This window comes from Halorhabdus utahensis DSM 12940 (assembly GCF_000023945.1).
GTDB classification, from domain to species: domain Archaea; phylum Halobacteriota; class Halobacteria; order Halobacteriales; family Haloarculaceae; genus Halorhabdus; species Halorhabdus utahensis.
Genome location: NC_013158.1, coordinates 1,903,921 through 1,927,911, shown reverse-complemented (window position 1 = coordinate 1,927,911; position 23,991 = coordinate 1,903,921). Strand labels below are relative to the sequence as shown.

Here is a 23,991-nt window from a genome sequence, read left to right as displayed (position 1 = left end):
GAGAACCACATTGTGACTGACGTCCACAGGTGAGTTACCGGGAATAACGGATATCAATCGAGAGACTCGACCACCACAACGGACCCATCGTCAAGTTCGTTCATCGTTTCTCTAATCCGCCGCAACTGCTCATCCACACCTTCAAGCAGCTGTTCAGCCTCTTCAATCAATTCGCCCACGCGCTCGTCGCTCGGCTGGCTGGGTCCTTCAACGGCGTTAACGACTGTTGCGGTAACTTCGTGATTTGGGTACTCGGTCTGCAGTTCGTCGGCGAGCTCTGCCAGCCGTTCGTCGACTTCGAATGGGCTCTCTGCCTTATCAAGAAGCCGTTCCACTTCATCCACGCTCGGCGGCTGTGACCGAGATAGCGTCTCCTCCACGTCGCTTGTGACTGGGTGGTTCGGATACTCCTCTTCAAGTCGCCTCGACGCGTCTTGGAGCTTCGACCAAAGACTGACCTCGCCTTCGGGTGATTCGAGGAGCTCCCGCGCCCTCGAGTATCGCTCGGCTTGCTGGACAACCGCTGGATCGACGAGTTCCTCTTCCGAGAATGAGTCACCTTCCCACGCCGTCTCGAAGAGATCGTACAGGTCGTCGATCGTCACACCCCCGAATTCGACGGAGACGCGGTCGGCGATTTCCTTGCTGCTTCCGTCGTGAGCGAACAACCACGTCGCGAGGCTGGAAACGACACTCTCCGACTCCTCGTCGGCTGGCGTCTCACCGGTGATGCGCTCGTACTGTTCTCGGACGACGCGCTGCCTGTGGGCGTCTGCCTCATCGATCAGCGTCCGCAGACGCTCAGCGTCGGGTACCTCGTTACCGCCGGCGATGCTCTGCATATCGCCGGTGACGTCTGCCCCGGGGTGGAGCCGCTGCATCTCGGCCGTGCGCTCGCTGAACCGCGCCCACAGCGTCGTATCGTCCTCATCTGGACGGAACAGCCCTCTGGCACGAGCGAACCGTTCGGCCTCTCGCTCGACTTCGTCGGTCGCGAAGTCCTCGGTCTCGAGTGCCTCTCCGCCGAGTGCCGGTTCGAGGGCGTTTTCCAACTCATCCAGTGATGCACCTTCGCCAAACTCTCTGCTGACGCCCCGAAGGACGCGTTTCACGAGAACGCTATTCTCGTCGACCCACTCAGCCAGCTCCGAGAGCCACGCATCCGGGTCGCTACCCTCCGGTGATTCGCTCATGAGCGTCCGGACTGTCTCCCGAATCTGGTCGGGATCGATGCCGTCCAGCGACTCGAATCGAATCTGTAGACCGGTCAGATTCGTCTTGTTCCTGACCGCCCGTCCGATCTCCTCGGGCTCGGTGATGTACTCGTCGTCGCGGCGGAGAGCGATCTCGTTGGCCGTGGCGAGCGTGATCAGCAGCGCCGCGATGGACTCCCGTGGCGTCCCGCGGTATTTGCCCCCGCGCTGGACGGTCTGAGCGAGCAAGTCCTCACCGCGGAGCGATTGCGTGTTCTCGTAGTCGTCGAGGAACTCCTGACACCACCCGTCCGCGAGTTCCCCCCGGTTGGTGTCCACACCGAGTGTGACAGCGTCTTCGCTCGACAGCGGCCAGTCATCAACACCGCGGAAGAACCGCGCCATCTGCTTTGCATCGTCGACCTCGGTGATCCCGTTCGTCAATGCGTGCCTCGTCCGACCGAACACCGACTGCACCTGATTCGTCACGACCTGCTCGAACACGTCGCCGTAACGACCCCTCGTGTCGCCGGCTCGGACGTAGATGTCGGCCTCGTTGAGCTGGTCGCGAACCGTCGATTCGAGCGCACGCTGATCGTCGCGATGGTCGGACTCCAAGTCCGGATAGGTCTCCGTCTCCTCCGAGAGGACTTCCTGCATTCCCATCACGTCCCGCAGACGCTCAACCGTGGACTCCGAGATCTCCACGGCTACGAGGACGTGTTCGCCCCCGTCCTGTCCCTCGTTGGTCGACTGCCACGCGTCCACCTGATCGGCCACCGTGTCGGGGCGGTCGGCAACAAGCCGGACGCGAATGGCATCGAACTCCGGCGTGGGAGCCCGCTCGATCGGATCGAGGACGGAGTAATCGAACCGGAGCGGCACCCGGCGCTCGCCGTCGAGATCGACCTCGTGTCGACTGCCAGCCGAGAGGAGGTGGTCACTCCCCTCCTGCAGGTACGTCTCCAGCTTGGCCGACAGGCGATGCGACGAAATCTGTTGAGCACGTGTCTTCGCCCGCGTCAGGATGTCCTCCTGCTCCTCGGAGACGAGCAGGTACTCCTCGTCACCTCGGTCGCTCGTCTCGGTCAGCACCTTTCTGTCCTCAACGAGGTCGGCCAGCGCCGACTCGACATCGTCTTGGACTTCTTCGAGCGATGCGTCGGCCGATTCCACCATCAGTCGGGCGAGGTTCGCCGGCGTGGACGGTACCTCCGAGCGCACCTGATTCAGGAGGTACAGCGCCTTCGCTACTCGCACCGAGAAGGCATCTTCATCTCCACCTGCGGACGGGACGAGCTTGTTCTCGACCATCTCCTGCACCCACAGCGGGACGTACGTCGTCTCCTCGACCAGCAGGTCGTACAACTCGTCCCACGTGACGAGCGCACCGACGGATTTCTCGCCCCACTCGAACCGCGTGAACAGCGACCGAACGAGGATGAGCAGGGCTCGCCCCTGCACGTACTCCTCCTCGGTCACGCGACCGCGCGGCATCAGCTGCTGGATCACCGTGCGCAACAGTCCGAGGTCGTACTCGCGGAACGGGTACGACTCGATTGCATCGGGATCCGCGCCCGTGATGTCCGCGTACGTATCAAGCGTGAGGTCGGGAAGCTCATGAATCGCCGCGTCGACCGCCTGCTCGCCGTCGCCGTCCTTCTGGAGCCATCGTTTGCGGACGATGATCTCGGTGTCGGCCCCCTCCAGCGGCTCCTGCTTGCCCCACCACGGTTCGTCGGTGACGTCTGAGTCCTCGAACTCCCCGTGGATGCGATCGAAGGGATACTGGCCCGTCCCGACGATGGGTGGGTTCGGCCCCGTCGCGGGGTTGGTCAGGGCCTCCATCGTTTCTTGGAACTCCCGGTAGCGGTGGCGGCCGTCGCCGATGAACAGTGCCACCTCGTCGAGGCCGATCAACAGCTCCGTCTCCGTCTCGGGCGTACTCAGGGCCTCTTGTGCCGCTTCGACCCGGTCGACGAGTTCGTCCGGATCGAATTCGTCCGGGTCGATCTCCTCGATCGCAGTATCGATCGACTGTTTTACTTCGCTACTGGAGCGATACGGCGTGTCATCGAGTGTCGGAACAGCCCCGTAGAGCCAGCTTCGTAGCGAGGCCCGCTCGTCGTACACCTCGTCGAACGTTCGCCCGTCGTATTCGATCTCCTGCAGTAGCTCCCAGCAGTCGCCGTGGTTCATGTCCAGCTGCCACGCCCATTCGAGCAGCCAGTTCGGATCGTTCGGATACCCGAGTTCGCGGCCGATGACCTCGTAGATGAGGTAGGGGAGTGGCGGCTCCTGTGACGCGTCTCTGTTGAGGAGGTTGAGGAAGACCGGCTTCAGGCGGTCGACGTGGGAGTCGGCGATGCTCTGTCTGAACGACTGGAACCCCGGCCACCGACTCGCCAGTTCCTCACCGAGGTCAGCGAACTTCGACTCGGTGTCGGCGGCGAATCCGGCGAGCTTCAGGAGGTGGGTCTTCCCCGACCCGAACGTCGCGGAGATGTAGAGGAAGCGCGGCTCCTCCTGTGGGTACTTGTCGACGAGGTTGCCGAGCGTAGTGAGGACGCTCCGTGCGCTGTCGGTCTCGTAGAACTCGCGCACGTCGTTTTCGGCCTGCGCTCTGGCATTGACCTTCTGGACTTCCTCGAGTTCGCGGGTCGGTGACTGCTGGAAGATATCGTGGATTCGGTGGTCGCTCATTGGAGATGCACCTCCTCGATGCGGCCGTCGATCTGGTGTGCCGGGTAGTAGTTGCGCGATTCCTCGCCGAAGAAGCTCAGCTTCCCGCCGACGATGTCCCCGGGGAACGGGATGCCGATCGTCGACTGGACGTTGCGGCGGTCGAGTTCGTCGAGCAACTCCGAGGCCCGCGTGAAGGGATAGAGACTGCCGAGATGAGTTAGGATGACCACGTGTCGCTGCTGGTCGGGAGCGGAGATTTCTTCGACCATGACCTCGACCAACTCTTCAGCGAGTCGGTCTTGCATCGTGTCTTCGATCGTCGCGGGGTCGGCCTCCTCACCTAGGTCGACCGCGAGGTCAAACACGTCGGTCTCTACGAGCAACTCGTCAAGCCGGAGGACTTGCACGGTTCCGTCCGCCGGGAACCCCTCGGTATCGTGCGCGTCGTCTGCCCACTCGACGAGGCGGTCAGCGACGCGTCGCTCGTATTTCGGCTGGACGGGCACGATCACGAACGGGTTCCGAATGCCGCGACGCCCGTCCGCGAATCGGGCGAGCCGCTCCGTGAAGTCGTGGAGCGGCCGCTTGCTTGTCATCGGACGATCACCCCCGTCTCCGTCCGCTCGATACTGAGATCACGCCGTTCCGCCAACCGCTCGAGTTCAGCGTCCAGCGACTCTCGATCCGACGGGAGGACGCCGACTGCAGTGACCTCCGACGGCCGTTGGTTGCCGACGACCGTCTGCAACTCTTCGAACGTGGCCCGCAGTTCGCTGATCTCACTGCCCGTGACCACGCGGAGTGGCTCCGTGTCGACCAGCGTGTCCGTCGCACGAATGAAGGCATCCGCCTCAGTCCCCGTCGTACCGCCAGTCACGGTGCCGACGGCCTCCGAGATGTCCTCGTACCATGACACAGCACGGCGAAGCGGCGTGATGTATTCGTTCTCGAAGGCAGGGCGGACGTTCGATCCGAATTCGCTCGGCGGTCGTATCCACGGGTGGTCATCGAGTTTGCGAACGAGTGTATCCACGTCAGTCGAGTTCTGGAACGTCTGCCATGTGTCCTCGATGGCGTCGTCCAAGGACGGCGAGACAGTGCGGGCATCGTTGAACCTGTCCCATCCGTCGTGTGTCCACCACTCGTCGTCGTACTCCGCGATGTTGTCCCGAAGTTTCCGGCTGGCAGCTTCGCACTCGTCGGTCAGCCAGTCGAAAGACTGTCGAGCGAGAGTGAGCTGGGCGTCGAGTTGTGCAAGTGCCGGCAAGCGGAGGTTCCACACCTCCGTGGCATCGTCGTACCACTCTTGGGCATCGTTGGTGGCTTCGACGACCCGCTGCCAGTCGGTATCGCGGGACTTGACGGCTTCGTGGCGGTCGTTAGCGTCCTGTTGTCTGTATTCGAGAGCGTCGACGAACGAGTCGAGCAGACCCTGAACGTGTTGCGTCTGGACGTCGCTTTCTGCGACCAGTTCCACGTCCTCGATAAGGCTCCCGAGGCGGCTGGCCAGCGTGTCGTTCGCGGACTGGAGCCTGACCATCCCGTCCGGGATCGTCTCCGTCGAGTCGATGAAGCCACCGGCCTCGAGTGCCTCGCGGACACCACTCCCTCCTGCAATCTTGAGGCGTGTGGTCGTCAACTCGTTTAGATCGATGACCGAGTCGAGTTCGAGCGAGTCCCCCGTCTCGTCGACGGGAAGGAAGTCCCCCTTACGACAGAGCCCCCAGATGATGGCGCACAACGCCGGCCGGGCATCGCCATACACTGCGAGTTCGGAGGTCTTCTCGCGTTGCTGTTCTTCTTTCTCTACGATTCCGTCAAGAATCTTGATCATCGCGAGACTACCGTCGCTCTGCTTCAATTGCTGGCCGGTGAATGCCCGCACGTTGTTCTGGATGGAACCGCCGTGGGTCTCCGGATCCTCAGTGGCAACCTCGATCTGTTGGGCCCACGCGGGCAGCGGGTCTTGGGCCGAGAGTCCCCGGAGTTCCTGTAGGTGTTCATCACCGATCTGCAGCATCACGGGGTGGAAGTCGTCGGGATAGCGAACGTCGACGAACTCTTCGACCGCCGAGGCCAGTCCACGAAGGCCAGTCCGATCCTTGACGGCAAACGAGCCGCTCTTGAGTGCCTCGACGAGCTTGCTTCGGACGCGCGTCGCCCGATCCGAGAGATCACGCTCCACAGACTGCGGGAGCGTGTGGGCGCCGACGGCGGCCCTGAGCGACCACCACTCGATGAGGTTGTCGCGGAGATCGTCGAGACCGTCCTCGCCGATCGTCCATTCGAGTGGGTTGCCATCATAGTCGACCTCCGATACCTCGGGTGACAGCCCTTCGATGGCGACCTCGACATCAAGTGCGTCGTCGGCCTCGACGGTCGTGTCGAACGCGATGCCGTCAACGCTGAACTCGTAGCGAACAGGGTACTGCTCCCCAGTGTCGGCGTACTCGACAGATGTCGGGAGCGAGAGATCGCGAACGACATCGTCCCAGAGGTAGCTGTCGACGGACTCGATGATGGCATCCCAGTCGGGATCGTCGAGGTTCTGTTCGGCGGCCTCGATGATCTCCCGCTCCTCCGGGTGGGTGAAGGCATACTTCGGCCCCATCTCGTCGTGCGTCGGCCGGATGAACTTCCGGAGACGTTGGAGCGAGTCTTCGACCCGGTTCTCCATCTGGAACTGGGTCGGGCCGTCGAGGTCACTTAGGATGGCCACCGCGAGATTCCGCTCGGACATCGGAATCGTCTCGGGAACGTGCTGGAGGAGCAGAACGGCCTTCGCGACGGCCACGTCGATCTTCTCCAGCTCGCCCTGCCGGTGTTGCTCCTCGATCTCCTCGATGACCGCGACGTCCTGCGGCGTGATGTCTTCGAGTTCCGGTTCGATGAGGTCGTAGAAATCAACCAGCGAAACGAGGTGTGTCTCCTCGCCGGCCTCCATCCACTCTTGCAGAAGGCCGTGGACGAGGGCCAGAATGGCCCGTGCCGTCCCCGAGAAGATCGACTTGGCGGGATCGCGGGCCTCCTGCCGGAGGTTCGAGAGAATCTCAAGGAAGAGCGCCGGCTGATACGGCAGGAACGGGTAGAAGTCCAGGAGTCGCTCGCGGTCGATGTCGTCCAGCGGCGGTTCGGTGTTTTGCTCGATGCCCGAATACACGAGCAGCGTTTCTGGCTCGTTGCTGGTGCGTTCGAGAATGCGTTCCGTTGCCTGTCGGCCGTCCTTGGTCTTCTTGAGCAGCCGCTGGGTCGAGATTTCCCCGACGTGTCTGCTGGGCAGCCCGAAACGGTGCGGGAATCGATCCTTGACGATGCTGAAGTCGGCACCGCGGGCCGCGAACTGCGGCTGGACGTCCTCGATCTTGGCCTGTGCGGTCGCCACCAACTGGATGTCGCCGTCGCCGACCTCGTCGACACTCTCCGCGAGCGTCTGCAGTTCGGTCAGGCGGTCGAAGTCGGTTCCGATGAACAGGCTCACCTCGTCCAGCAACAGGACAAGTTTGACTGGCCGCCCGAGTTCGTCCTCCCGGTCGCTTCGCAGCTGTTCGAGCCGGCTGACCATCGCCTCGGGATCGAGATCCGAGGGAGTCAGGTCGGTCAATCCATCGGCCGTTCCAGTCTCCCTCTCGAAGAGCGTCGGCAGAACCACGTCGGCCAGCGCGTTGTACTGCTGTACGTCCTCCCAGTCGTACTTGTCCGGGTTGGCGACGGTGTCGCGGAGTGCGGCCCGGGCGTGGGCCGTGCGGTCGGGCCACGCGCCGGTCGTCCGATACCAGTCCTCGAAGTACGCCACATCGAGCTGGGGCGAGAATCCTCCTTCGACACCGGTGAGGGGTTCCGATGTGTGGGCGGCCTGAAGGACGATTTCACTGAAGCTGAGTTCCTTCTGCCCTTGGTGCTTCAGGAGATTCACCGAGATCGGGATGACCTCGTACTCGTCGTGAATGGACTCCCACGTGGCTCGCAGCGAAGACAACTTCCGTCCTTCGGCCAGCTGGCTCCAGATTTCCTCTCGCCGGCGGAGCCACTCGCTGTCCATCAGGCCCCGAAGCACGCTGAGGAGATGACTCTTCCCGCTGCCGTAGTAGCCGTAGAGCCAGTAGTTTGCGCCCGACCGCATGTCCTCCGACCGACCGAGCAACCGCGCCAAGAAGTCCGACATGAAGTCCTCAGCCTCGTCGGTCACGTGGTAGGTGGTGATGGACTCCAGCCGGTGATCACGCCCGTCTTCTTCGCGGTCGATCCGTACGGACTCCTCGAAGTCAGATCCGACGTCGGCGGCGAACCAGGACTCGTCGGTCATGCGTTGCCCTCTCTCGGTTCGGCCCAGCCGTACGTGTCGCCAACGGGTTGGAGACGCAGGTTGCCATGGAGACCACTCGCTTCCCAACTCGGGTGTCCACTGAGGCGTTCAGCCAGTGAGTCCCAGTACTGCTCGGGCTGGAAGAGATAAAGCCAGCCCGTGGGCTGAGAGAACCAATCGTCCCCGTGGGTTTCCCACGAGTACCCCGAAGCGACGAGCAATGGAGCTGTACCGATATTCGGAATCTTGCCCTCTAGGGTCTGCTGTGTTTCAAGAACACCAATATTGCGCATCACTGACCGCAGTCCCTCACCCCATCGGCGTGTTGTCGATTCGGCATAGTCAAACTCATCTCCATCCTCATAATGGAACTCAGTCAAAATCCGTTCTACTGATTCTTGAGTGAAATCGAGGCCAGCAACGCCATTACGGACTATCCGGTTCGCATATCGATGAATAGTATATCGAACGAGTGGGTCGTCCTCAATCAGATAGAAGTACAGGACTTGTGCCTTGTCTCGATCGGTTTCACATTTCTCGAAAATGGACGGAAGCGTTGATATTGACGGAAGAACGGAAGACGCTGTTTTGAAGCGAGAACTCAAGACTCGATATATTTTGCGTGAGCTCCCGCGCGTACTGCGTCCGTCCCGTTTCTCGTTGAACCAAATTTCTTCAACAGTCGTCCAATCTCGATGAGTAGCATACAACCGGGCCATCTCTTCGGCCTTCTCGACGAGAAGTCCACACATTGTGAGATCTATAGAAACCTCCTCGCGAGAGTATGCTGAATCGAGGGAAGGAAGAGTAGTTCCTCCATCACAAGCATAACTGTCCATGGATGTAGCAAATTAAGCGAGAGCACTTATCATGTGGTGGTGCAGTAGCCCCCCTGCTAAATCAACGTAGTAATTCAAATCAGTGGCCCATTTTTCGAGACGGAGTCGAGAAACTCGTCCTTGGAGAACTTCGTACCCTAAGTGGAGTCAACAGAGTCAGCTCCGGCCTTAAGACACAGGCAGCAGATCTCCGATTGAAACAGATATTGAGTGGGGCTATTCGCCACGGTTCCTCTCTGAATTTTCAACGACTACACCGATGATATTGAAGTGCGTTTGTGAATAGCAAATTCCGTCCCTCCTATCATGCTCAGAACAGTCATGGACCGTATGCGGAAAATTATGCGGCTCTCAGGAATATATTGATTTTGGGTGATCGCTCCTTCTAAGAAGACGCAAAATCAGATCACAAGACTCGGTACGATTGCAAGTAGCCCCCCTGCTACGATCGCGGGCCATTCAGTCTTTGCATTCCAATCACGGATCTCTACGTGAATTAGTACAATCCCAAGCAGGATTACTGCCCCTGTTGTCTGAATAATAAGAAATTCAGTTACCGCTCTAAGCACGGTCGGAACGACCATCGTTATGATACCAGATACGACAGTCATTATCCCGACTCGGAATAGAAGTGTCTGGTCTTTTGACCCGAACAAGTCGTTGACGACCTTGGCATACCCGTCTCCTTGTTCGTAAAAGAATTCCGCGACAAATCCGATTAGAACGCCTTGGATCCCCAAAATAACCATCCAGTCCAACGGTGAGAGATAGGACTCGATATTCCGGAGGAAAGAGTGAATCAATCCGATATCGAAGTAGAGGCTGACTGCAGCTAGGACAGAGATCCCTAGAAAATATATCTGCCATGGTTTGTAGTTACTCGCTTTAACCCGACGATGTATGTCGATTAGTTCCATGTGTCTGTTTGGGTATCGGCGTGGTTGTTTGCCCCATGATCGGCCCTATGCAGGAACTCTGAAAGACACATCTGAAGGTGACTGGCCGGAGTGACCGATCTCCGCTGAGAAGTGGATCCTGTCGGTTTTGCTTTCAGTAGCCCCTCACGGTCACTGTATTTTCTAAACTGGGATCCGAATTTCACCCCTTCTCCTGACTCGGATGGGGTTGATTTGGATCGATCGCTGAGTTTTTGGAACACAGATCGTCATTCCTGCTCTCGGATAATATACAGCCCGTCAAGTGGCCAGTTGGCGACTACCAATTGCTGGTTGCCATCCGGTAATTCATGGCGATCTTCAAGGGGGCCGTGGACTAAGACATCGAACGAATCATGACTGAATCCGAACTTCCGGATTTCATTGAACGGGATGTCCTCCGTGATATCTCCTCGGTAACTGTACCAGATGAAGCAATACTCCGGTGCTTCGTGCAAGCGAACAAACCGTTTCTGAGCAAATCAGCAGTGGCCGATATGACTGATATGAGTGATGAAGCCGCTCGCAAACGACTAAATTCTCTCGTTGACCGAGGAGTGTTATTGAATGCAGAGGCTGGGAAACAGACAAAAATATATTGGCTGAATCATCCTGGGTCGCGGTGGCCTGTTCCAGACGATTTGGCAACTGACCCATCAAGAAACAGGATGCCTAGTGATCAATTGATAGCAAAAATCAATCGATTAACCACATTTACGAGCTTCTTTGGAGGGATTTTTGTTGTGATATATATTCTGGATGGGTTGAGTGAGCTGGAGATAACTGATGGGGTTTTCGAGGTATCGCTCAATCCCGGAGTAATGCCATCATTTGCTCTTCTGTTGTTCGCCATTATATTCTATACCGCACTCCAGACATCATTACTAGTAGAAAACGGCGATTTCGGATGGCCTACTATCCGCCGAGTGTATCGTCTTATATATGACAGAATGGGTTGAAAATGAGTTGTTGAGCAAGGGGGATCTCTTGACGAGCCAAAATATTACTCCAGTGCAATCCTATTAAGTACTGTGTGGCTACAGTTTCACCCCTCCGTCTCAATATTGTTTCACTCCAGTTAAACACACAGTACGCGGTGATCGATTAGCTGTCTTGAATCTCTAGTTCCTCTGTTTCAACGTCCCCATCCAGAAATCGCTCACCAAAGTCAGTAATCTGGTAATTAGAAGCGTCTTCCGTGTCCCTGCGCTGTCTGTGCCAGAGTGTGAGAAGCTTCCGGATGGGACCAAGTAACTCTCCACTACGGCACCAGAGATGGCGTGACGTACGTTACGATCACTGCCACGGTGTCCACGAACGACACACACCAAAAGGACTCGACGAAGACTACGACTTCTCTGGCTACGACAACATGGAGAACCAGTTTGTATAGCGGCCGAACAACACTGCGACAAAATCACCAACTCATGACCCGAAACACGCTCATCGTGACTGTCGAATCGATCAGTACCGTCCAACAGCGCACCCGTAACGCGTTCGACCAGGCGCTCGCCGAGGATGTCTCGGCTGAAGAGGCCCCACAGCGGCTTAGCTTCGAAACGACCGATCAGCTAGCACAGGTCTTTACACCGCGGGCGATCGACCTGCTACAGGCGATCGCAGAGGGCGAGCCGGTGAGCATCCGTGAGGCCGCTCGGCTGGTTGACCGGGACATCAAGCAGGTGTCCGAGAACCTAGAGCGGCTCGAAGAGTATGGTATCGTTGAGTTCGTGGACAAGGGGCGAGCGAAGCAACCCATTGTTCACTACGACGAAATCGACATTCACCTCCCGCTTCGGGAGGCAACTGATCCAAATATAGCGCCGGCGTAACTCGGAACGGTGCAGAACCGAGAGCTAGCATGATCTCGTTCCAGTTAACAGCCGCAAGTCACAGGCCACCTACTCAGCTTGAACTGTTTGCCGAAAACTCGATATTCGTTAGTAGCTCCTGATTCACCATCCCACGGCCGTTCGTGCCGACATACGCATAGATGATGCTCAAGACTGTTCTCCGAGTGACCCCATTCAACACTCGTAAACGAAGAAGAACCGACTGAAGCCTATTCGGCAAGTTCGTCGGAGAGGCCCTGATCCTTGTCGATAATGCGACGAACCCGGGCTCGGAGATCCCGTGAGTCATCGTCTGGTGATTCTTTCAGTCTCATTGTGCTATTTTACCCGGAGTATTAACATTACCCTTTGTCATTAAGGATTTAGTTTCCCGTCATCGATTTCGCCATTGGAAAGCCACTCAGCGAGTTCTTCGGTTTCGAAGCGTTGGATATGCCGAAGAATTGTAGCGACACGTTCGGACTCCTGGACAGCTGGGCCCGTCCCGTGTTGATTCAGGGAAAGACGTGTCACTGTCCACGCTGTACGCTTGTTTCCGTCCTCGAAGAAATGCGCCGAGATTAGACGACGAAGCAGTGCAGCAGCTCGGAAAATAAATATTTCGACTGACACGTCCACGGGGAAAGGTCCTTTGGGTGGCTCCTCGCATCTATCGGTAATGTCATTGATCGGCTTCCGCCGCGAGGATGACGAGATCGAGTATTTGGAGGAGGTGGAGTACAGCGAGGAACATCTAGAGGACGACCTACACAAGGTGATCCACAGTGATCCGAGGCTAGTGATGGGGACGCTCACGACCCGAGAGAACGTCGTTCTTGGGAGTAAGCTCCAGTTGCCGACCGGCAAGGAGCCGGATCTACTTGTTTGTGACAAACGCGGGACGCTCACGACGATCGAGTTCAAACGCGACCGGTCGCCCCGATCTGCCGTGACCCAACTCTTTGATTATGCGTCCTCGTTGGCCCGACTGGACCAAGACGAATTTTTCGAGCTTACCGACTACGAGTCGCTGGAGGAACTCTACGGGGCGTTTGATCACGAGGAAGACTCGGGATTTGACATCGACGACTTCGAACGGGAGTTCACTGAGGGACTGGAGTCGCCCCAGCTCATGCTGGTCGCGTACACGATGACCGACGATGTCCGGCGAATGACGCGGTGGCTACGGGACGCACACGACCTGAAGATCAACTGCGTCGAATTCGATTACTACGAGAAGAACGACACCGAGATGTTCGTCCCGACGATCATCGGTGCCGACGAGACGCAAGAAATCAAGGAGCAGGAAGAGTCAGCGAAACAGAAGAAGTATAGACGGTTCTTCGGCGAGGTGCTTGAACGATTTAAAGAAGAACTCCCCGGGGTCACCAGCAGGAGTGCCAGTAGCGACAGCTGGCTCACGATTCCGGCCGGCCACACGGATGTCGAATTCGTGTGGCACTTCAAAGGGGATCCTGGCGACAAGGAGTTCCACGTCGTGATGAACTTTCAGTTTGACGAGTCCGCACGGAACGAGGAAATGCTTGAGACGATGCAGTCGGCAATCGAAGACCGTTCACTGGACATTTCCGGAGAGATCCACTCAGAAGAGTACGGCAGTAGCGGGTACACGCGACTCTATGTCAAACGTGAGGTGGGCCCACTGGACGACGCTCTGGAAGACGAGGATCTCAAAGTGTGGGCCGTTGACCGGCTGGTGGAATTCCATGAACAACTGACGCCAGTTTTAAACGAGGAATTACAATAGAACGGCGGGAAAGAATTGCCCTTAGTGATGGAAAGAGCGTCTACGCAGACTATGTTCGACGATGGATCGGAGATGTGGGGGGAATCTTTTGTCAGTTCCAGATCTTAAGATCATTATGTCCCGTATTCGTCAGGCTCTCGATCTCGCAATCGAGTCTACTGCAGAGTCATTCCTGGAAAATCCAGCCAACTTTAGCGATGAGCGAGCCCTCGCTGAGGATATCCGTTCCCGATTGAATACACTACTGCAACCAGTTTCTGTAGTTACTGTGATGGTTGAAGAGTCGTCAGGAGCGAAGGGCAATATCACGAACCACGAAGCATATACTGCGCACTATCGAGAAACCACAGAGATTGATCGCGCACAGTGCGAGGTTGGAGGGACAGCGTTCCCAATTGGCGGACAAGAACGGCTTGACATGGGTATGTTCTCGGACAGCATTGAGATTCGGGTTGTTGGCGGGACACAGGAGTTCAATCCGTCCGATCTGTCTACAGCACTCGAATTCAAGTACGTCAAGAACACGAACTACCTTCGTTACCGGCCCGACGACAAGGACAGCAAGTACCACGAAATTGCTGATGACATTGAACGGCTCGGGACTCTTTCCGGCCACATTGATTGCCGGTGCGTTGTCTTCTCTAACTACGACCTGTTTCGACGGGACAGGGATGCAGACGCCAAGCAGAGGCTGCTAGAGCTAGCTGATCAAAGTGGTGTAACTCTCCAATTCGTCTTGCCGGCTCCGCTCCAATCCTCAAGCTGAAACGAACTCTTCCGACGGTAAATGTCTCAGAGATAATGGATTTCACCCAGCTTGGCGAGTGCGCCCGTATCATTAAGTCAACTGACGTTGAGATTTGATAATAATGGCAAGAAACGAAGGGCACGTTCAGGGTGAATTAGCAGAGTTCGAGGTTGCGGCGGATTTGGTTGAGCAAGGATGTCGCGTCTCGTATACCCACGGAGAATACAAATACGACCTCGTCGCGGACAGCGAAGATGACCTTCACAGAGTGCAGGTCAAGAAGGCGAATCAGGACGGCGACAAGCCGTGGAAGTACCGGCTGTTCACCGACCGGTACGAGGATGGCGATGTCGACCTCTTCGCCGGGTACGTGTTTGAAGAAGACGCCGTATTCTACGTCTCAGATGAAGAAGTCGGCTCGGAATTCCGAATCAACACTAGATCGAAGGACGAGATGAACGAGGTCAATGCTGAACGGGCCAAGCTGATGGATGACTATACCCTTGATCGGGCGCTCTCTGCTCTTACCGATAGCGAAACCTCTTAACACGAAGAGCCGATAAACGGAGGACTCCCACATCAATCATACTCATACTGAATAGCACGGCGTGCACCACTGGGGAGAGATGATATTTGACCGGATATTTTCAGTAGCTCCTAATCCACCATCTCACGGCCGTTCGTACCAGCGCATCTATCGCTGACGCGCCAGAGCGTTCTGGAAGTTCCCCGAGCTAGTTCGTTCACTCGCCGCCACTCGAAGTAGTCGTCATTGCGTTCGTACCTCACCGGCCGGCCCTCGTGGCAGATGACGATCCCGAGATCGGCGTCATTCAACTCAATCAGTATAGATCGAAAAGGATCACGCTGAAACAGATTTCATATCGATTTATTCGGTGCGGTTACTGATCCGGTGAAATCCGATTGTAGGTGAGTTCTATCGCGGTTCGCTCTAATTGCACCTGACAAAAGTACACCAGCCTCTTGTCTGGACTTGTGGGCTGAGATAGTCCAGTCTTCCTCTCAGGAGCTTTCTGCTCGGCAGCTAATTGTATTGCTCGACGTTGATCTCCTTTAAGCTTAGAAGATCCGGTCTTCGCCTCGATAAAGATACGTCGACTGACATCGTAGTCTGGTAGCGTGGCCTCGAAGCTGAAATCAGGCTCCCATGAGACTTCTTTATCGCTGTCGTCATCCAGAAAACTCAATCTTTGGACAACGCTCGGGCCATTCACATGTGAAATCCAGATTTTGGTATCAGCGTTCTCGATCTCAATATCGGCGAGAAGTGAAGGAGTTTGCCTGATTTGACTTTTAAGGTAAATCCCGCTTAGAAATTCTCCGAACATCCCCTTCTCTTTGTTCGGGAAATGGTCGACGTCCTCTATAGTGATACGCTGGTTGGAAGAACCCTTGTGATCGAACTGCATGGGACAATTATGCGAAGATTCGTAATATATCTTTCATCCTGCTTACGTTATTGTTCGATGTCGATGGACGGAGAGACCGACGCCTGCCTACCCCTACAAACTATGACCGCAGTACGGATGACGGGGCGGGTAGATTGGCCGCGTCTCGTTCGACAATGTCCATGATTTGCATGGCGACAAACTCCCGGTTTCGCTCTTTCGTGTCCACCTGGGAAAGCACGTCATCTTCGACGAGTTGCTCCACGGCACTGTTGGCTGCTGGGTACGACATGTCGATCCGCTCTGCGGCGGTCGGCACAGTCAGATACGGCTGTTCAAAGAGCACTTCCAGCAGTCGTTGCACGGATTGTGGGCCAGACGCATATCGTGCTCCGTACGATTCGTGTAGCTCGTGGAGGAGGCTCGCACGGCTGAGGACTTCTTCGGCCTGGTCCCTCATTCCAGTGATGAAAAATTGAAGCCACTCCTCCCAGGCACCGTCCTCACTGACGGCCAGCAATCGATCGGTGTACTCCTCGCGGTTTTCCTTGATATATGCGCTCATGTAAAACAGCGGTGTCGTGAGCAGGTCACAGGCGACCAACAGGAGCAATGCGACGAGGCGACCGACCCGACCGTTGCCGTCCGTGAACGGATGGATCGTTTCGATCTGGTAGTGGACGAGTGCAACGTCGACGATCGCTGGATATTTTGAGGAGGACTGGACGTACGAGAGGAGGTCGGCCATCATCGATTCGACCATGGCAGCCTTCGGCGGGACGAATCGAACGGATTGCTTCCAGGGCTCGTTCGACTCCTCGATCCAGGCATAGTCAGGACGGAACTGGCCGGGAAGTGGATCCGCCTCGTCAGTATATCCGGTTTCCATGACCGTCTCGTGAAGGTCTTTGATGAGATCCGCGGTGATGTTCTCCCGGGAGCGCCCCGCCGCGAGGAGACGAGCACTCGCTTCCCGGAGGGCTTCGACGTAGTTGAGTGCCTCTTGGACATCGCGGCTTCGAGCGGCAGTATCCCCGGCGGCTGTTGCTCGATACATGTCGGTCGTCGTTACCTGTGTTCCCTCGACCTGTGAGGACTGTTCGGCTTCTTTGTACAGGAGCGGTCGAAAAACGGTCGCTGCTGCGTCGACTTGAGTGCGGAATCCGTCGAGCCGGCCGAGTGCGTGAGCGGCCCGCTCGACGTGCTTCAGGACCGTATCGGAGAGGGCGAGGTCCGGCGGCAGCGGATCCGGTTTGTAGAACTTCCCGAACGGGACGCCCCTGTCGGAACGCACTGGGCGATACATCCCGGGGGCTCGTTCAGGAAGATCGAATCCGTCTTGCATTACACTGGTGTTCGCCCCTGTTAGTAAAGACATTTGGGGATCGGTTTGCTAATTCTGGAGTTGTCTAGGTGGCAGTGGGGGGAGCTAGCTTGATTTGGCTGTGGCAAACGTCTTGGGCGAGACCTTGCTTGGCCGGGATGCTGTCCAGAGAGGGATTGCGCTACATTGCGATGATGATCCCCTCAAATTTTGGTCACTATTTCAACACAACTCAAGCCGCTTTTCAGCACTGTACGCTCAGTCGTCTCCATCGCTGGCGCGCCAGAGCGTTCTGGAAGTTCCCCGAGTGGGCCCATCAGTAAAAGACTGTTTCAACGGTGGATGTGCCGAAGCATCGACCGCAAGATTCGGTGCGAACGGACGAAAAATCGAGGCAGGAGTCCGCCTCAGGCGGGGGCGGTGATCGTGTCCGTCGCGACGACGTTCCACTTCCAGGTGAAGTACACAAGCGTGTAGGCCTCTCCCGATTCGTGGGCCGCGTTCGGGATCGTCGCAATGCCGGTGTGGCCACATTGCTCATTCGGGCACGTCCAGTTCCAGTTGATGTAATTACCCAGGTCAGCGTCGTCGGGCACTTCGTTGCCGCGGTAGACCGCGATCCAGTCCCAGTCGCCGTACGGTTCGTGCCGGTCCGGCGTTTCGTAGTGGACCGCGAAGCCGTCGTCGGTCGTGTGTCCAGTGATCGAGTAGCCCGAACCGGTCTTGTGCTGGACGGTTGTATCGGACAGTTCATCGATGTCGGGTTCTGCGGGTCGGTTCTGTGACATTGTAGAGCTCCGTGTTGGTGCCTCCACTGGTCTCAATGGTTGAGGCAGTCCTAATTACATATATTAGATATATAAATGCCAGGGTTATTTGTACCCGTTGTCGCTTTCGCATGCAATGTCGAACGCAAGACGGCGGCAGAATCGAAGTGTTGCCAGTCAGATTTCTGTGGATTTCACGTCGCGGTACGCTGCGATTCGTCGTAACGCTGCTGAGCGGGCTAAGCCAATGTCGCCCCCGAAAAAGAGTGGAATATTGATGAAGATTATCAAAAGAACCGACAAATAGATTGATAAAGTACTATATTCCAGGGGATTGAATTGTTTGGAGATGCCCGAAGTAGAATACCTCAATTTCGATGTCGTGGACGAGAACGAATGGAGTATCGAGGACGAAGACATTTTCGAGAAGGCTGCCGCCGCCGACCTCGAGGACGAAGATTACGGCGTCCTGGAGGTCGAAGAGGGAGAGTTCATTCTCGATGCAGCCGAAGACGAGGGATTTAATTGGCCGTTTTATTGCCGTGAGGGAAAATGTGCGGTCTGTGGTGCAGAGGTTCTCGAAGGCGAGATCGAAATGCCCGATCAGGAAATCATCACAGAAAAGGAGAAAGAAGAGGACAACGTTCGACTGACCTGTGGGGGGACGCCAGTCGAAGACGACACCAAGATCATCTACAACGCCAAACATCTGAATCTGGATTGGTACAGCTACGTGTAATTTTCCGGTAATATTTGAGAACGAGCCCGTCTCGATTGACAGTGTTCAACTGAGCAGCGAGGAGGCTGAATTTTGGTCCGCTAACCCGCCTATACAGTACTGAACGCCCAAGCGAAGGCACTGTGCTGAGACCGTTACGATGTCGCTTCCGCCCGTTCCTCACCGCGCTGGATCGCGTCGGCGAGCAGCGGGCGCATCATTCCCACCAGTGGCGCGGTATCGCCGTCGGTCCAGACCGCGCGGTGCTTGCGAACGCCGGGCAGCGACGTCTGGATGTCGGCACTGACGAGCAACTGAGCGCCGTCGACCATGAGGATCGCACTCACGGCCCCGGGTTGGATCGGGTGGGAGTCCCACCACGTCCAGGTTTCCAGCACACGGGCATCGGGCAGCGCCGTTCGCAGTCGCTCCCGGACGGACTCGGCCGGCGAGCCGATGACGATCTCGACGCCGCGATCGCTGGCCGCCCGCAACGCCGTGAGTAACTCGTCGGTCAGCAACTCCTCGACCGCGATGGCAAGCAAGACCTCGTCGGTCGCGTCGTCGAGCAGGCCTTCCATGCGCTCGCTGACCTCGGCGTCGCCCTCCATGACCCAGACGTCGCCGTCCTCCGTCTCTGCGGCCGGCGGCTGAAGTCGTGGGAGGAGCGTGCCGATCCGATCGAGCACCGTCGAGAGCCGCCGATCGAGCATCGACACCGCCTCGTCGGGATCGACGGCCCGGAACTCCCGGGGCGTTCCCTGCTGGACGTCGACCAGCCCACGTTCCTTGAGGCCATCCATACAATCGTAGACACGGGCACGTGGGACGTCGGCGACCTCGCTGACCTCCTTTGCCGTCCCCTGGCAGATCCGCTCGAGCCCGACGAAACACCGGGCCTCGTATTCGGTAAAATCCAGCGTCTCGAGTAACCCGACAACCTCCTCGACGACGGATCGATCCTCCGCAGTCGACTCAGATTGTTCCCCTGTCATTGTCGTGTACACACGCCATCGATTAGGAGCAATTGGCCCTCCGTCTGAATAATCCTTTGGACGTTTCTACGCATATCGTAACAGACGGAGGAGATGGGCCGGCCAGTCGAGCCCTGAAACGATCGATATCCCGGTCCAGACGGCGGAATTCGGTTACACATAGTACGATCGGAGTCCCGACTCTGTTTTTACTAGGATAAAAAATAGACGTAACACCTAAATGCTCGCATCGACTACGGATGGATACAGGAAGCGAGCGCCAGGACGATCATGTCACGAACCAATTCGGTACGAACGGTATCCGAGCACCAGGCGAGCGAACGGGACCTCGAGAGCGAACAGTCCGGTCGCGTCGACACGTGTCCGGAGTGTGGCGGCACAGTCACAACCGACGATGGGCGCGGCGAGCGCGTCTGTGAGCAGTGTGGAATCGTCGTCGAGAGTGACGCCATCGATCACGGGCCGGAGTGGCGGGCGTTCACGCCCTCGGAAAAGGACGAGCGCAGCCGGGTCGGGTCGCCGACGACGAAGCTCCTCCACGACGAGGGGCTCTCGACGAGCATCGGCTGGGCGGACAAGGACGCCAGCGGCCGCACGCTCTCGTCGTCCCAGCGCGAGAAGATGAGTCGCCTCCGGGTCTGGGACGAGCGCTTTCGCGCCACGGACTCCAGGGATCGCAACCTCAAACAAGCGCTGGGTGAGATCGACCGCATGGCGAGTGCGCTGGGGCTGCCGGAAAACGTCCGCGAGACCGCGTCCGTGATCTATCGGCGCGCGCTCGACGAGGATCTCCTGCCCGGCCGCTCGATCGAGGGGATGGCGACAGCCTCGCTGTACGCGGCCGCTCGCCAGGCCGGAACGCCCCGGAGTCTCGACGAGTTCGAACCGATCAGTCGCGTCCGCCGCCAGAAGTACGCTCGCGCCTACCGGTATCTCGCCCGCCAGCTCGAACTCGGGATCGCCCCGGCCGACCCGGCGGAGTACCTGCCACGGTTCACGTCCGACCTCGACCTCGACGACGACCTCGAACGACAGGCACGGGACCTCCTCTCGGAACTCAAAAAGACGGGCGAACACAGCGGGAAGAACCCGACCGGCCTCGCCGCCGGCGCGATCTACGCCGCCGGGCTGCTGACCGGCGACCGCATCACCCAGGGGGAAGTCGCCGAGACGGCCGACGTCAGCGAGGTCACGATCCGGGATCGGTATTCCGAGTTGCTCGAAGCACTCGAAGGCAAGCAGATCGACGCCCGCAGCGAGCGTGGCGGCAACTGATTCAGCAACGCCGGGCGGGCCCGGCCGACCCTGATTCTGGGTTACTGTTGTCTTGAGCGGCCAAACAGCGTGAGCGAGCGCCATCACCGGCCGGATCTGAACGGTCGAGACGCGGCCCGGTGTGGGCGGTCGAGTCGCCGGCCGGCGTGACGACAGGTATAATCGGATCGGGGCCCGTGGCTCCGAACGTCCGGAGTCATGACGGGAACCGATCGAGGGGGACGGCGATGAACGAGGAGGTCGACCACGCCGCCCGTGCCCGTGACGTCCTCGGGTTCTCGCGGTGGTGGCTGGTGCTCGCGGCCGCGGCCATGATGGCCGTCGTCGGCCCCTACCAGTACGTCTGGAGCAGTCTCCGGGATCCAGTCGCGACCAACCTGGGGATCGACAGCGCCGCACTGTCGACGGTGTTCACGCTGTTCGTCGTCGTCCAGGCCGGGAGCCAGTTCCCGGTCGGGTGGTGGCGTGATCGACACGGTCCCCGCGCGGTGAGTGTCGCCGCGGCTATCCTCGCCGGCGGCGGCTACCTCGGCCTCTCAGTGGCCGAGACGACCTGGGAGATCTATCTCGCCTATTCGCTGGGAGCCCTGGGCGTCGGCATCGTCTACACCGTCGCCGTCAACACCGCGTTGAAGTGGTTCCCTGACCGGCGTGGACTCACCGCGGGGGTCGGTACGATGGCCTTCGCGGGGGGGAGCGCCGCCTTGGTCCCCTACGTTCGGGCGAATACCGGCGCGGGTGCGCCCGTGACGGCATACGTCGGCGTCCTCCAGCAGGTCGGCGTCGTGATCTTCGCGGTCGTGCTCGTCGGTGCGCTGGTCCTCCGGGACCCACCCGAGGGATGGCTGTCCGACGGCAGCGTCACCGACACGGGCCCACAGTTCACCTGGCGGGAAATGGTCCGAACCCGGCAGTTCTGGCTCATGTACGCCATGTTCGTCGCCGTCTCTGGGGCCGGCCTCATGCTGACCGAGAAGATCGTCTCCTACGCCGACCACCTGGGACTCGCGGGCGTGATCGCCACGGCAGCCGCGACCCTCCTTCCGCTGGCCGGCGGCATCGGCCGACTCGTGCTGGGTGAGGTCAGCGACCGGGTCGATCGGACCAACGCGATGGCCGGGGCGTTCACGCTCTGTGGCCTCGGCCTGTTCGCCGTCGCGTACTTCGGCGTCAGCGGGATGGGGAGTGCCTTCGTCGTGGCAGTCGTCGTCGCCACCTTCTTCTGGAGCCCGCAGTTCACGCTGTTCCCCAGCGTCGTCGGTGACTACTACGGCGAGAAACACTCGAGTGCGAACTACGCCCTGCTTTACTCCGGGAAGATCTGGGGCGGCGTCTTCGGCGGGACCGTCACGGGTGCCGCCGTCGTCGCCGTCGGCTGGACGGAAACGTTTCTGCTCGGGGGCACACTGGCCGTCCTGGCAGGTGTGGCTGCCCTCGGACTCGACGCGCCGTCGCCACCTGACGCCGACAAACGCTGAGTGGACGTGACTTTTTGATCCCTGAAGCCCACGATGGGGGTATGCCATCCCCCGATCTCGATCGGTTCTCCTCGCGTCGGTCGACCGTCTACGGCCAGCGGGGCGTCGTCGCGACCAGCCAGCCGTTGGCCGCCCAGGCCGGCCTGTCAGTGCTCGAAGACGGCGGCAACGCCTTCGACGCCGCCGTCGCTACCGCCGCGGCGCTGAACGTCGTCGAACCCACCTCGACGGGCCTGGGTGGCGACGTCTTCGCGGCCTACCGGACCGCGGATGGCGAGGTCGGCGCAATGCGGTCTTCTGGCCCGGCCCCCCAAGAGGCCACGATCGACGCCGTCCGTGAGGCCGTCGCCGGCGCGGACGACACCGCCCCGGAAGACGTCGAAATGCCGTTCACCGGCCCCCACACCGTCACCGTGCCCGGAACCGCGCGGGGCTGGGAGGCCACCGTCGAGCGCTTCGGCCGGGTGTCCCTCGCCGAAGCGCTCCAGCCGGCGATCCGGTACGCCACGGAGGGGTATCCAGTCTCCGAGCGGATCGCGTCGGCGTGGGAACACGGCGAGGACCTGTTCGAGGACGACCACGCCCGCGGGACCTACCTCTTCGACGGCGAGGCACCCAGCGTGGGCCAGACGGTTCACCTGCCGGCACTCGGGGAGTCACTGCGTCGGGTCGCCGAGGCGGGGGCCGACGTCGTCTACGAGGGGGAGATCGGCGAAGCCATCGCCAGGGAAGTCCAGGATCACGGCGGGTTCCTCACGACCGAGGACCTCGCCGCGTTCGAACCCGAGTTCGTCGAGCCCGTCTTGAGCACCTACGGCGACGTCGAGGTGTTCGAACTCCCGCCGAACAACCAGGGGCTGATCGCGCTGGAGGCGCTGAACATCGCCGCAGAAGTCGGTGCCGGCGATCACCCGATCGACTCGCCGGAGTCCGTCCATTACCTCGTCGAGGCGACCAAGCGAGCCTTCCACGACGGCCACCGCTACATCACCGACCCGGAATTCGAGAACCACCCGCCGCTGGCTTCCCAATCCTGGGCGGAGAAACGCGCAGCCGACATCGACGAAACGGCAAGCGACGACGTGACCTTCGGCGTCCCGGGCGCGAACGCCGAGGACGCCGACACGGTGTTGCTCTGTGTGGCCGACGACGCGGGCAACGTCGTCTCGTTCATCAACTCCCGGTTCGCCGGCTTCGGCTCCGGGCTGGTCGCCGGCGACACCGGGATCGCGCTCCAGAACCGCGGGGCGTCGTTCTCGCTGGATCCCGACCACCCCAATTCGCTCGCACCCGGCAAGCGGCCGTTCCACACCCTGATCCCGGCGCTCGCCCGCCTGGGCGCGGACGACTGGGCGGCCTTCGGCGTGATGGGCGGATACATGCAGCCCCAGGGGCACGTCCAGGTGCTCTCGAACCTCGTCGATCACGACCTCCCCCTCCAGGCCGCGCTGGATCGCCCGCGCTGGCGCTACCGCGAGGACGGCACGCTCGCGGTCGAACCCCACTTCGACTCACAGACGGCGGCGAAACTCGTCCGGAAGGGCCACGACGTCCGGGTGCTCACGGGCGAGTACTTCGGCGGCGCACAGCTCGTCCGCAACGACGGCGGGACACTCTCGGCCGCGACCGAACCGCGCAAGGACGGTAACGCCGTCGGCTACTGAGTGGGAGGGGGCCGCCGGCGAACGCGCCGCCCCGGACCGAGCAACGACGCGAAACGAC

At 59.3% G+C, this 23,991-nt stretch carries 19 protein-coding genes and 1 pseudogene; 9 read left to right on the top strand and 11 right to left on the bottom strand.

What is annotated here, in order from left to right; translation table 11 throughout:
* Positions 1–53 precede the first annotated feature (53 nt).
* The 5 genes from HUTA_RS09340 to HUTA_RS09320 form a co-directional block, all read right to left on the bottom strand.
* On the bottom strand, positions 54–3,896 hold the full coding sequence (locus HUTA_RS09340) for a hypothetical protein (protein WP_015789651.1): 3,843 nt from the start codon (positions 3,894–3,896) through the stop codon (positions 54–56).
* Positions 3,893–4,474: a BREX protein BrxB domain-containing protein gene (locus tag HUTA_RS09335; protein ID WP_015789650.1), complete on the bottom strand. Its 582-nt coding sequence runs from the start codon at positions 4,472–4,474 to the stop codon at positions 3,893–3,895. Before HUTA_RS09335 ends, HUTA_RS09340 begins: the two co-directional genes overlap by 4 nt.
* The gene (locus HUTA_RS09330; RefSeq protein WP_015789649.1) at positions 4,471–8,181 is read right to left on the bottom strand and encodes a hypothetical protein; all 3,711 of its coding nucleotides are present in this window, start codon (positions 8,179–8,181) and stop codon (positions 4,471–4,473) included. The genes HUTA_RS09335 and HUTA_RS09330 overlap by 4 nt, the downstream gene beginning before the upstream one ends.
* On the bottom strand, positions 8,178–8,945 hold the full coding sequence (locus HUTA_RS09325; protein ID WP_218915335.1) for a DUF1819 family protein: 768 nt from the start codon (positions 8,943–8,945) through the stop codon (positions 8,178–8,180). Before HUTA_RS09325 ends, HUTA_RS09330 begins: the two co-directional genes overlap by 4 nt.
* A gap of 476 nt (positions 8,946–9,421) precedes the next feature.
* Positions 9,422–9,937: a hypothetical protein gene (locus tag HUTA_RS09320; protein ID WP_015789647.1), complete on the bottom strand. Its 516-nt coding sequence runs from the start codon at positions 9,935–9,937 to the stop codon at positions 9,422–9,424.
* A 374-nt stretch (positions 9,938–10,311) separates the two neighbouring features.
* Here HUTA_RS09320 and HUTA_RS15130 point away from each other — a divergent pair, with 374 nt between their 5' ends.
* Complete coding sequence (locus HUTA_RS15130; protein ID WP_015789646.1) at positions 10,312–10,914, top strand: hypothetical protein; 603 nt, start codon at positions 10,312–10,314, stop codon at positions 10,912–10,914.
* A 468-nt stretch (positions 10,915–11,382) separates the two neighbouring features.
* Positions 11,383–11,787 (top strand): HVO_A0114 family putative DNA-binding protein, encoded by a 405-nt coding sequence (locus HUTA_RS09310; RefSeq protein WP_008524527.1) that lies wholly within the window; start codon positions 11,383–11,385, stop codon positions 11,785–11,787.
* A gap of 375 nt (positions 11,788–12,162) precedes the next feature.
* Here HUTA_RS09310 and HUTA_RS15900 read toward each other — a convergent pair whose 3' ends face one another.
* A complete protein-coding gene (locus HUTA_RS15900) occupies positions 12,163–12,420 on the bottom strand; it encodes a Fic family protein (protein WP_242401921.1) in 258 nt (85 codons plus the stop codon).
* 46 nt (positions 12,421–12,466) lie between these two features.
* Here HUTA_RS15900 and HUTA_RS09305 point away from each other — a divergent pair, with 46 nt between their 5' ends.
* The 3 genes from HUTA_RS09305 to HUTA_RS09295 all read left to right on the top strand — a co-directional run bounded on the left by HUTA_RS09305 (position 12,467) and on the right by HUTA_RS09295 (position 14,850).
* Positions 12,467–13,555 (top strand): DUF4268 domain-containing protein, encoded by a 1,089-nt coding sequence (locus tag HUTA_RS09305; protein ID WP_015789645.1) that lies wholly within the window; start codon positions 12,467–12,469, stop codon positions 13,553–13,555.
* Positions 13,556–13,826: 271 nt separating this feature from the next.
* Positions 13,827–14,321: a hypothetical protein gene (locus tag HUTA_RS09300; RefSeq protein ID WP_015789644.1), complete on the top strand. Its 495-nt coding sequence runs from the start codon at positions 13,827–13,829 to the stop codon at positions 14,319–14,321.
* 103 nt (positions 14,322–14,424) lie between these two features.
* A complete protein-coding gene (locus HUTA_RS09295) occupies positions 14,425–14,850 on the top strand; it encodes a group I intron-associated PD-(D/E)XK endonuclease (RefSeq protein WP_015789643.1) in 426 nt (141 codons plus the stop codon).
* A gap of 182 nt (positions 14,851–15,032) precedes the next feature.
* On the opposite strand, the pseudogene HUTA_RS16120 reads toward HUTA_RS09295, so the two are convergent.
* The 4 genes and pseudogenes from HUTA_RS16120 to HUTA_RS09280 form a co-directional block, all read right to left on the bottom strand.
* A pseudogene (locus HUTA_RS16120) lies at positions 15,033–15,131 on the bottom strand (DUF7342 family protein); the annotation flags it as partial.
* A gap of 74 nt (positions 15,132–15,205) precedes the next feature.
* A complete protein-coding gene (locus HUTA_RS09290; RefSeq protein ID WP_015789642.1) occupies positions 15,206–15,733 on the bottom strand; it encodes a hypothetical protein in 528 nt (175 codons plus the stop codon).
* A 100-nt stretch (positions 15,734–15,833) separates the two neighbouring features.
* Entirely contained in the window at positions 15,834–17,057 is a 1,224-nt protein-coding gene (locus HUTA_RS09285; protein ID WP_143920354.1) for a Fic family protein, read from the bottom strand.
* Positions 17,058–17,443: 386 nt separating this feature from the next.
* Positions 17,444–17,824, bottom strand: coding sequence for a hypothetical protein (locus tag HUTA_RS09280; protein ID WP_015789640.1), 381 nt, complete (start codon positions 17,822–17,824; stop codon positions 17,444–17,446).
* Between the two features lie 328 nt (positions 17,825–18,152).
* Here HUTA_RS09280 and fer point away from each other — a divergent pair, with 328 nt between their 5' ends.
* Positions 18,153–18,542 (top strand): ferredoxin Fer, encoded by a 390-nt coding sequence (gene fer / locus HUTA_RS09275; RefSeq protein ID WP_015789639.1) that lies wholly within the window; start codon positions 18,153–18,155, stop codon positions 18,540–18,542.
* A gap of 134 nt (positions 18,543–18,676) precedes the next feature.
* Here the strand turns inward: fer and HUTA_RS09270 are convergent, their stop codons facing one another.
* Positions 18,677–19,516 carry a TrmB family transcriptional regulator gene (locus tag HUTA_RS09270; RefSeq protein ID WP_015789638.1) on the bottom strand — a complete coding sequence of 280 codons (840 nt, stop codon included), beginning with the start codon at positions 19,514–19,516 and terminating at the stop codon, positions 18,677–18,679.
* A gap of 270 nt (positions 19,517–19,786) precedes the next feature.
* Here HUTA_RS09270 and HUTA_RS09265 point away from each other — a divergent pair, with 270 nt between their 5' ends.
* The 3 genes from HUTA_RS09265 (at position 19,787) to HUTA_RS09255 (ending at position 23,933) form a co-directional block, all read left to right on the top strand.
* Positions 19,787–20,791 (top strand): transcription initiation factor IIB, encoded by a 1,005-nt coding sequence (locus HUTA_RS09265; RefSeq protein ID WP_015789637.1) that lies wholly within the window; start codon positions 19,787–19,789, stop codon positions 20,789–20,791.
* A gap of 227 nt (positions 20,792–21,018) precedes the next feature.
* Positions 21,019–22,269, top strand: a complete 1,251-nt coding sequence (locus HUTA_RS09260) for an OFA family MFS transporter (protein ID WP_015789636.1) — start codon at positions 21,019–21,021, stop codon at positions 22,267–22,269.
* A gap of 41 nt (positions 22,270–22,310) precedes the next feature.
* A complete protein-coding gene (locus HUTA_RS09255) occupies positions 22,311–23,933 on the top strand; it encodes a gamma-glutamyltransferase family protein (protein ID WP_015789635.1) in 1,623 nt (540 codons plus the stop codon).
* The last annotated feature ends 58 nt before the right edge of the window (positions 23,934–23,991 follow it).

Coding starts and splice junctions, on each gene's coding strand:
- HUTA_RS09265 (WP_015789637.1), top strand. CDS start 19,787: ATGTCACGAACCAATTCGGTACGAACGGTATCCGAGCACCAGGCGAGC.
- HUTA_RS09290 (WP_015789642.1), bottom strand. CDS start 15,733: ATGCAGTTCGATCACAAGGGTTCTTCCAACCAGCGTATCACTATAGAG.
- HUTA_RS09320 (WP_015789647.1), bottom strand. CDS start 9,937: ATGGAACTAATCGACATACATCGTCGGGTTAAAGCGAGTAACTACAAA.
- HUTA_RS09335 (WP_015789650.1), bottom strand. CDS start 4,474: ATGACAAGCAAGCGGCCGCTCCACGACTTCACGGAGCGGCTCGCCCGA.
- HUTA_RS09255 (WP_015789635.1), top strand. CDS start 22,311: ATGCCATCCCCCGATCTCGATCGGTTCTCCTCGCGTCGGTCGACCGTC.
- HUTA_RS09295 (WP_015789643.1), top strand. CDS start 14,425: ATGGCAAGAAACGAAGGGCACGTTCAGGGTGAATTAGCAGAGTTCGAG.
- HUTA_RS09285 (WP_143920354.1), bottom strand. CDS start 17,057: ATGCAAGACGGATTCGATCTTCCTGAACGAGCCCCCGGGATGTATCGC.
- HUTA_RS09260 (WP_015789636.1), top strand. CDS start 21,019: ATGAACGAGGAGGTCGACCACGCCGCCCGTGCCCGTGACGTCCTCGGG.
- HUTA_RS09305 (WP_015789645.1), top strand. CDS start 12,467: ATGTCATTGATCGGCTTCCGCCGCGAGGATGACGAGATCGAGTATTTG.
- HUTA_RS09300 (WP_015789644.1), top strand. CDS start 13,827: ATGGTTGAAGAGTCGTCAGGAGCGAAGGGCAATATCACGAACCACGAA.
- HUTA_RS09310 (WP_008524527.1), top strand. CDS start 11,383: ATGACCCGAAACACGCTCATCGTGACTGTCGAATCGATCAGTACCGTC.
- fer (WP_015789639.1), top strand. CDS start 18,153: ATGCCCGAAGTAGAATACCTCAATTTCGATGTCGTGGACGAGAACGAA.
- HUTA_RS09280 (WP_015789640.1), bottom strand. CDS start 17,824: ATGTCACAGAACCGACCCGCAGAACCCGACATCGATGAACTGTCCGAT.
- HUTA_RS09270 (WP_015789638.1), bottom strand. CDS start 19,516: ATGACAGGGGAACAATCTGAGTCGACTGCGGAGGATCGATCCGTCGTC.
- HUTA_RS09340 (WP_015789651.1), bottom strand. CDS start 3,896: ATGAGCGACCACCGAATCCACGATATCTTCCAGCAGTCACCGACCCGC.
- HUTA_RS09330 (WP_015789649.1), bottom strand. CDS start 8,181: ATGACCGACGAGTCCTGGTTCGCCGCCGACGTCGGATCTGACTTCGAG.
- HUTA_RS15130 (WP_015789646.1), top strand. CDS start 10,312: ATGACTGAATCCGAACTTCCGGATTTCATTGAACGGGATGTCCTCCGT.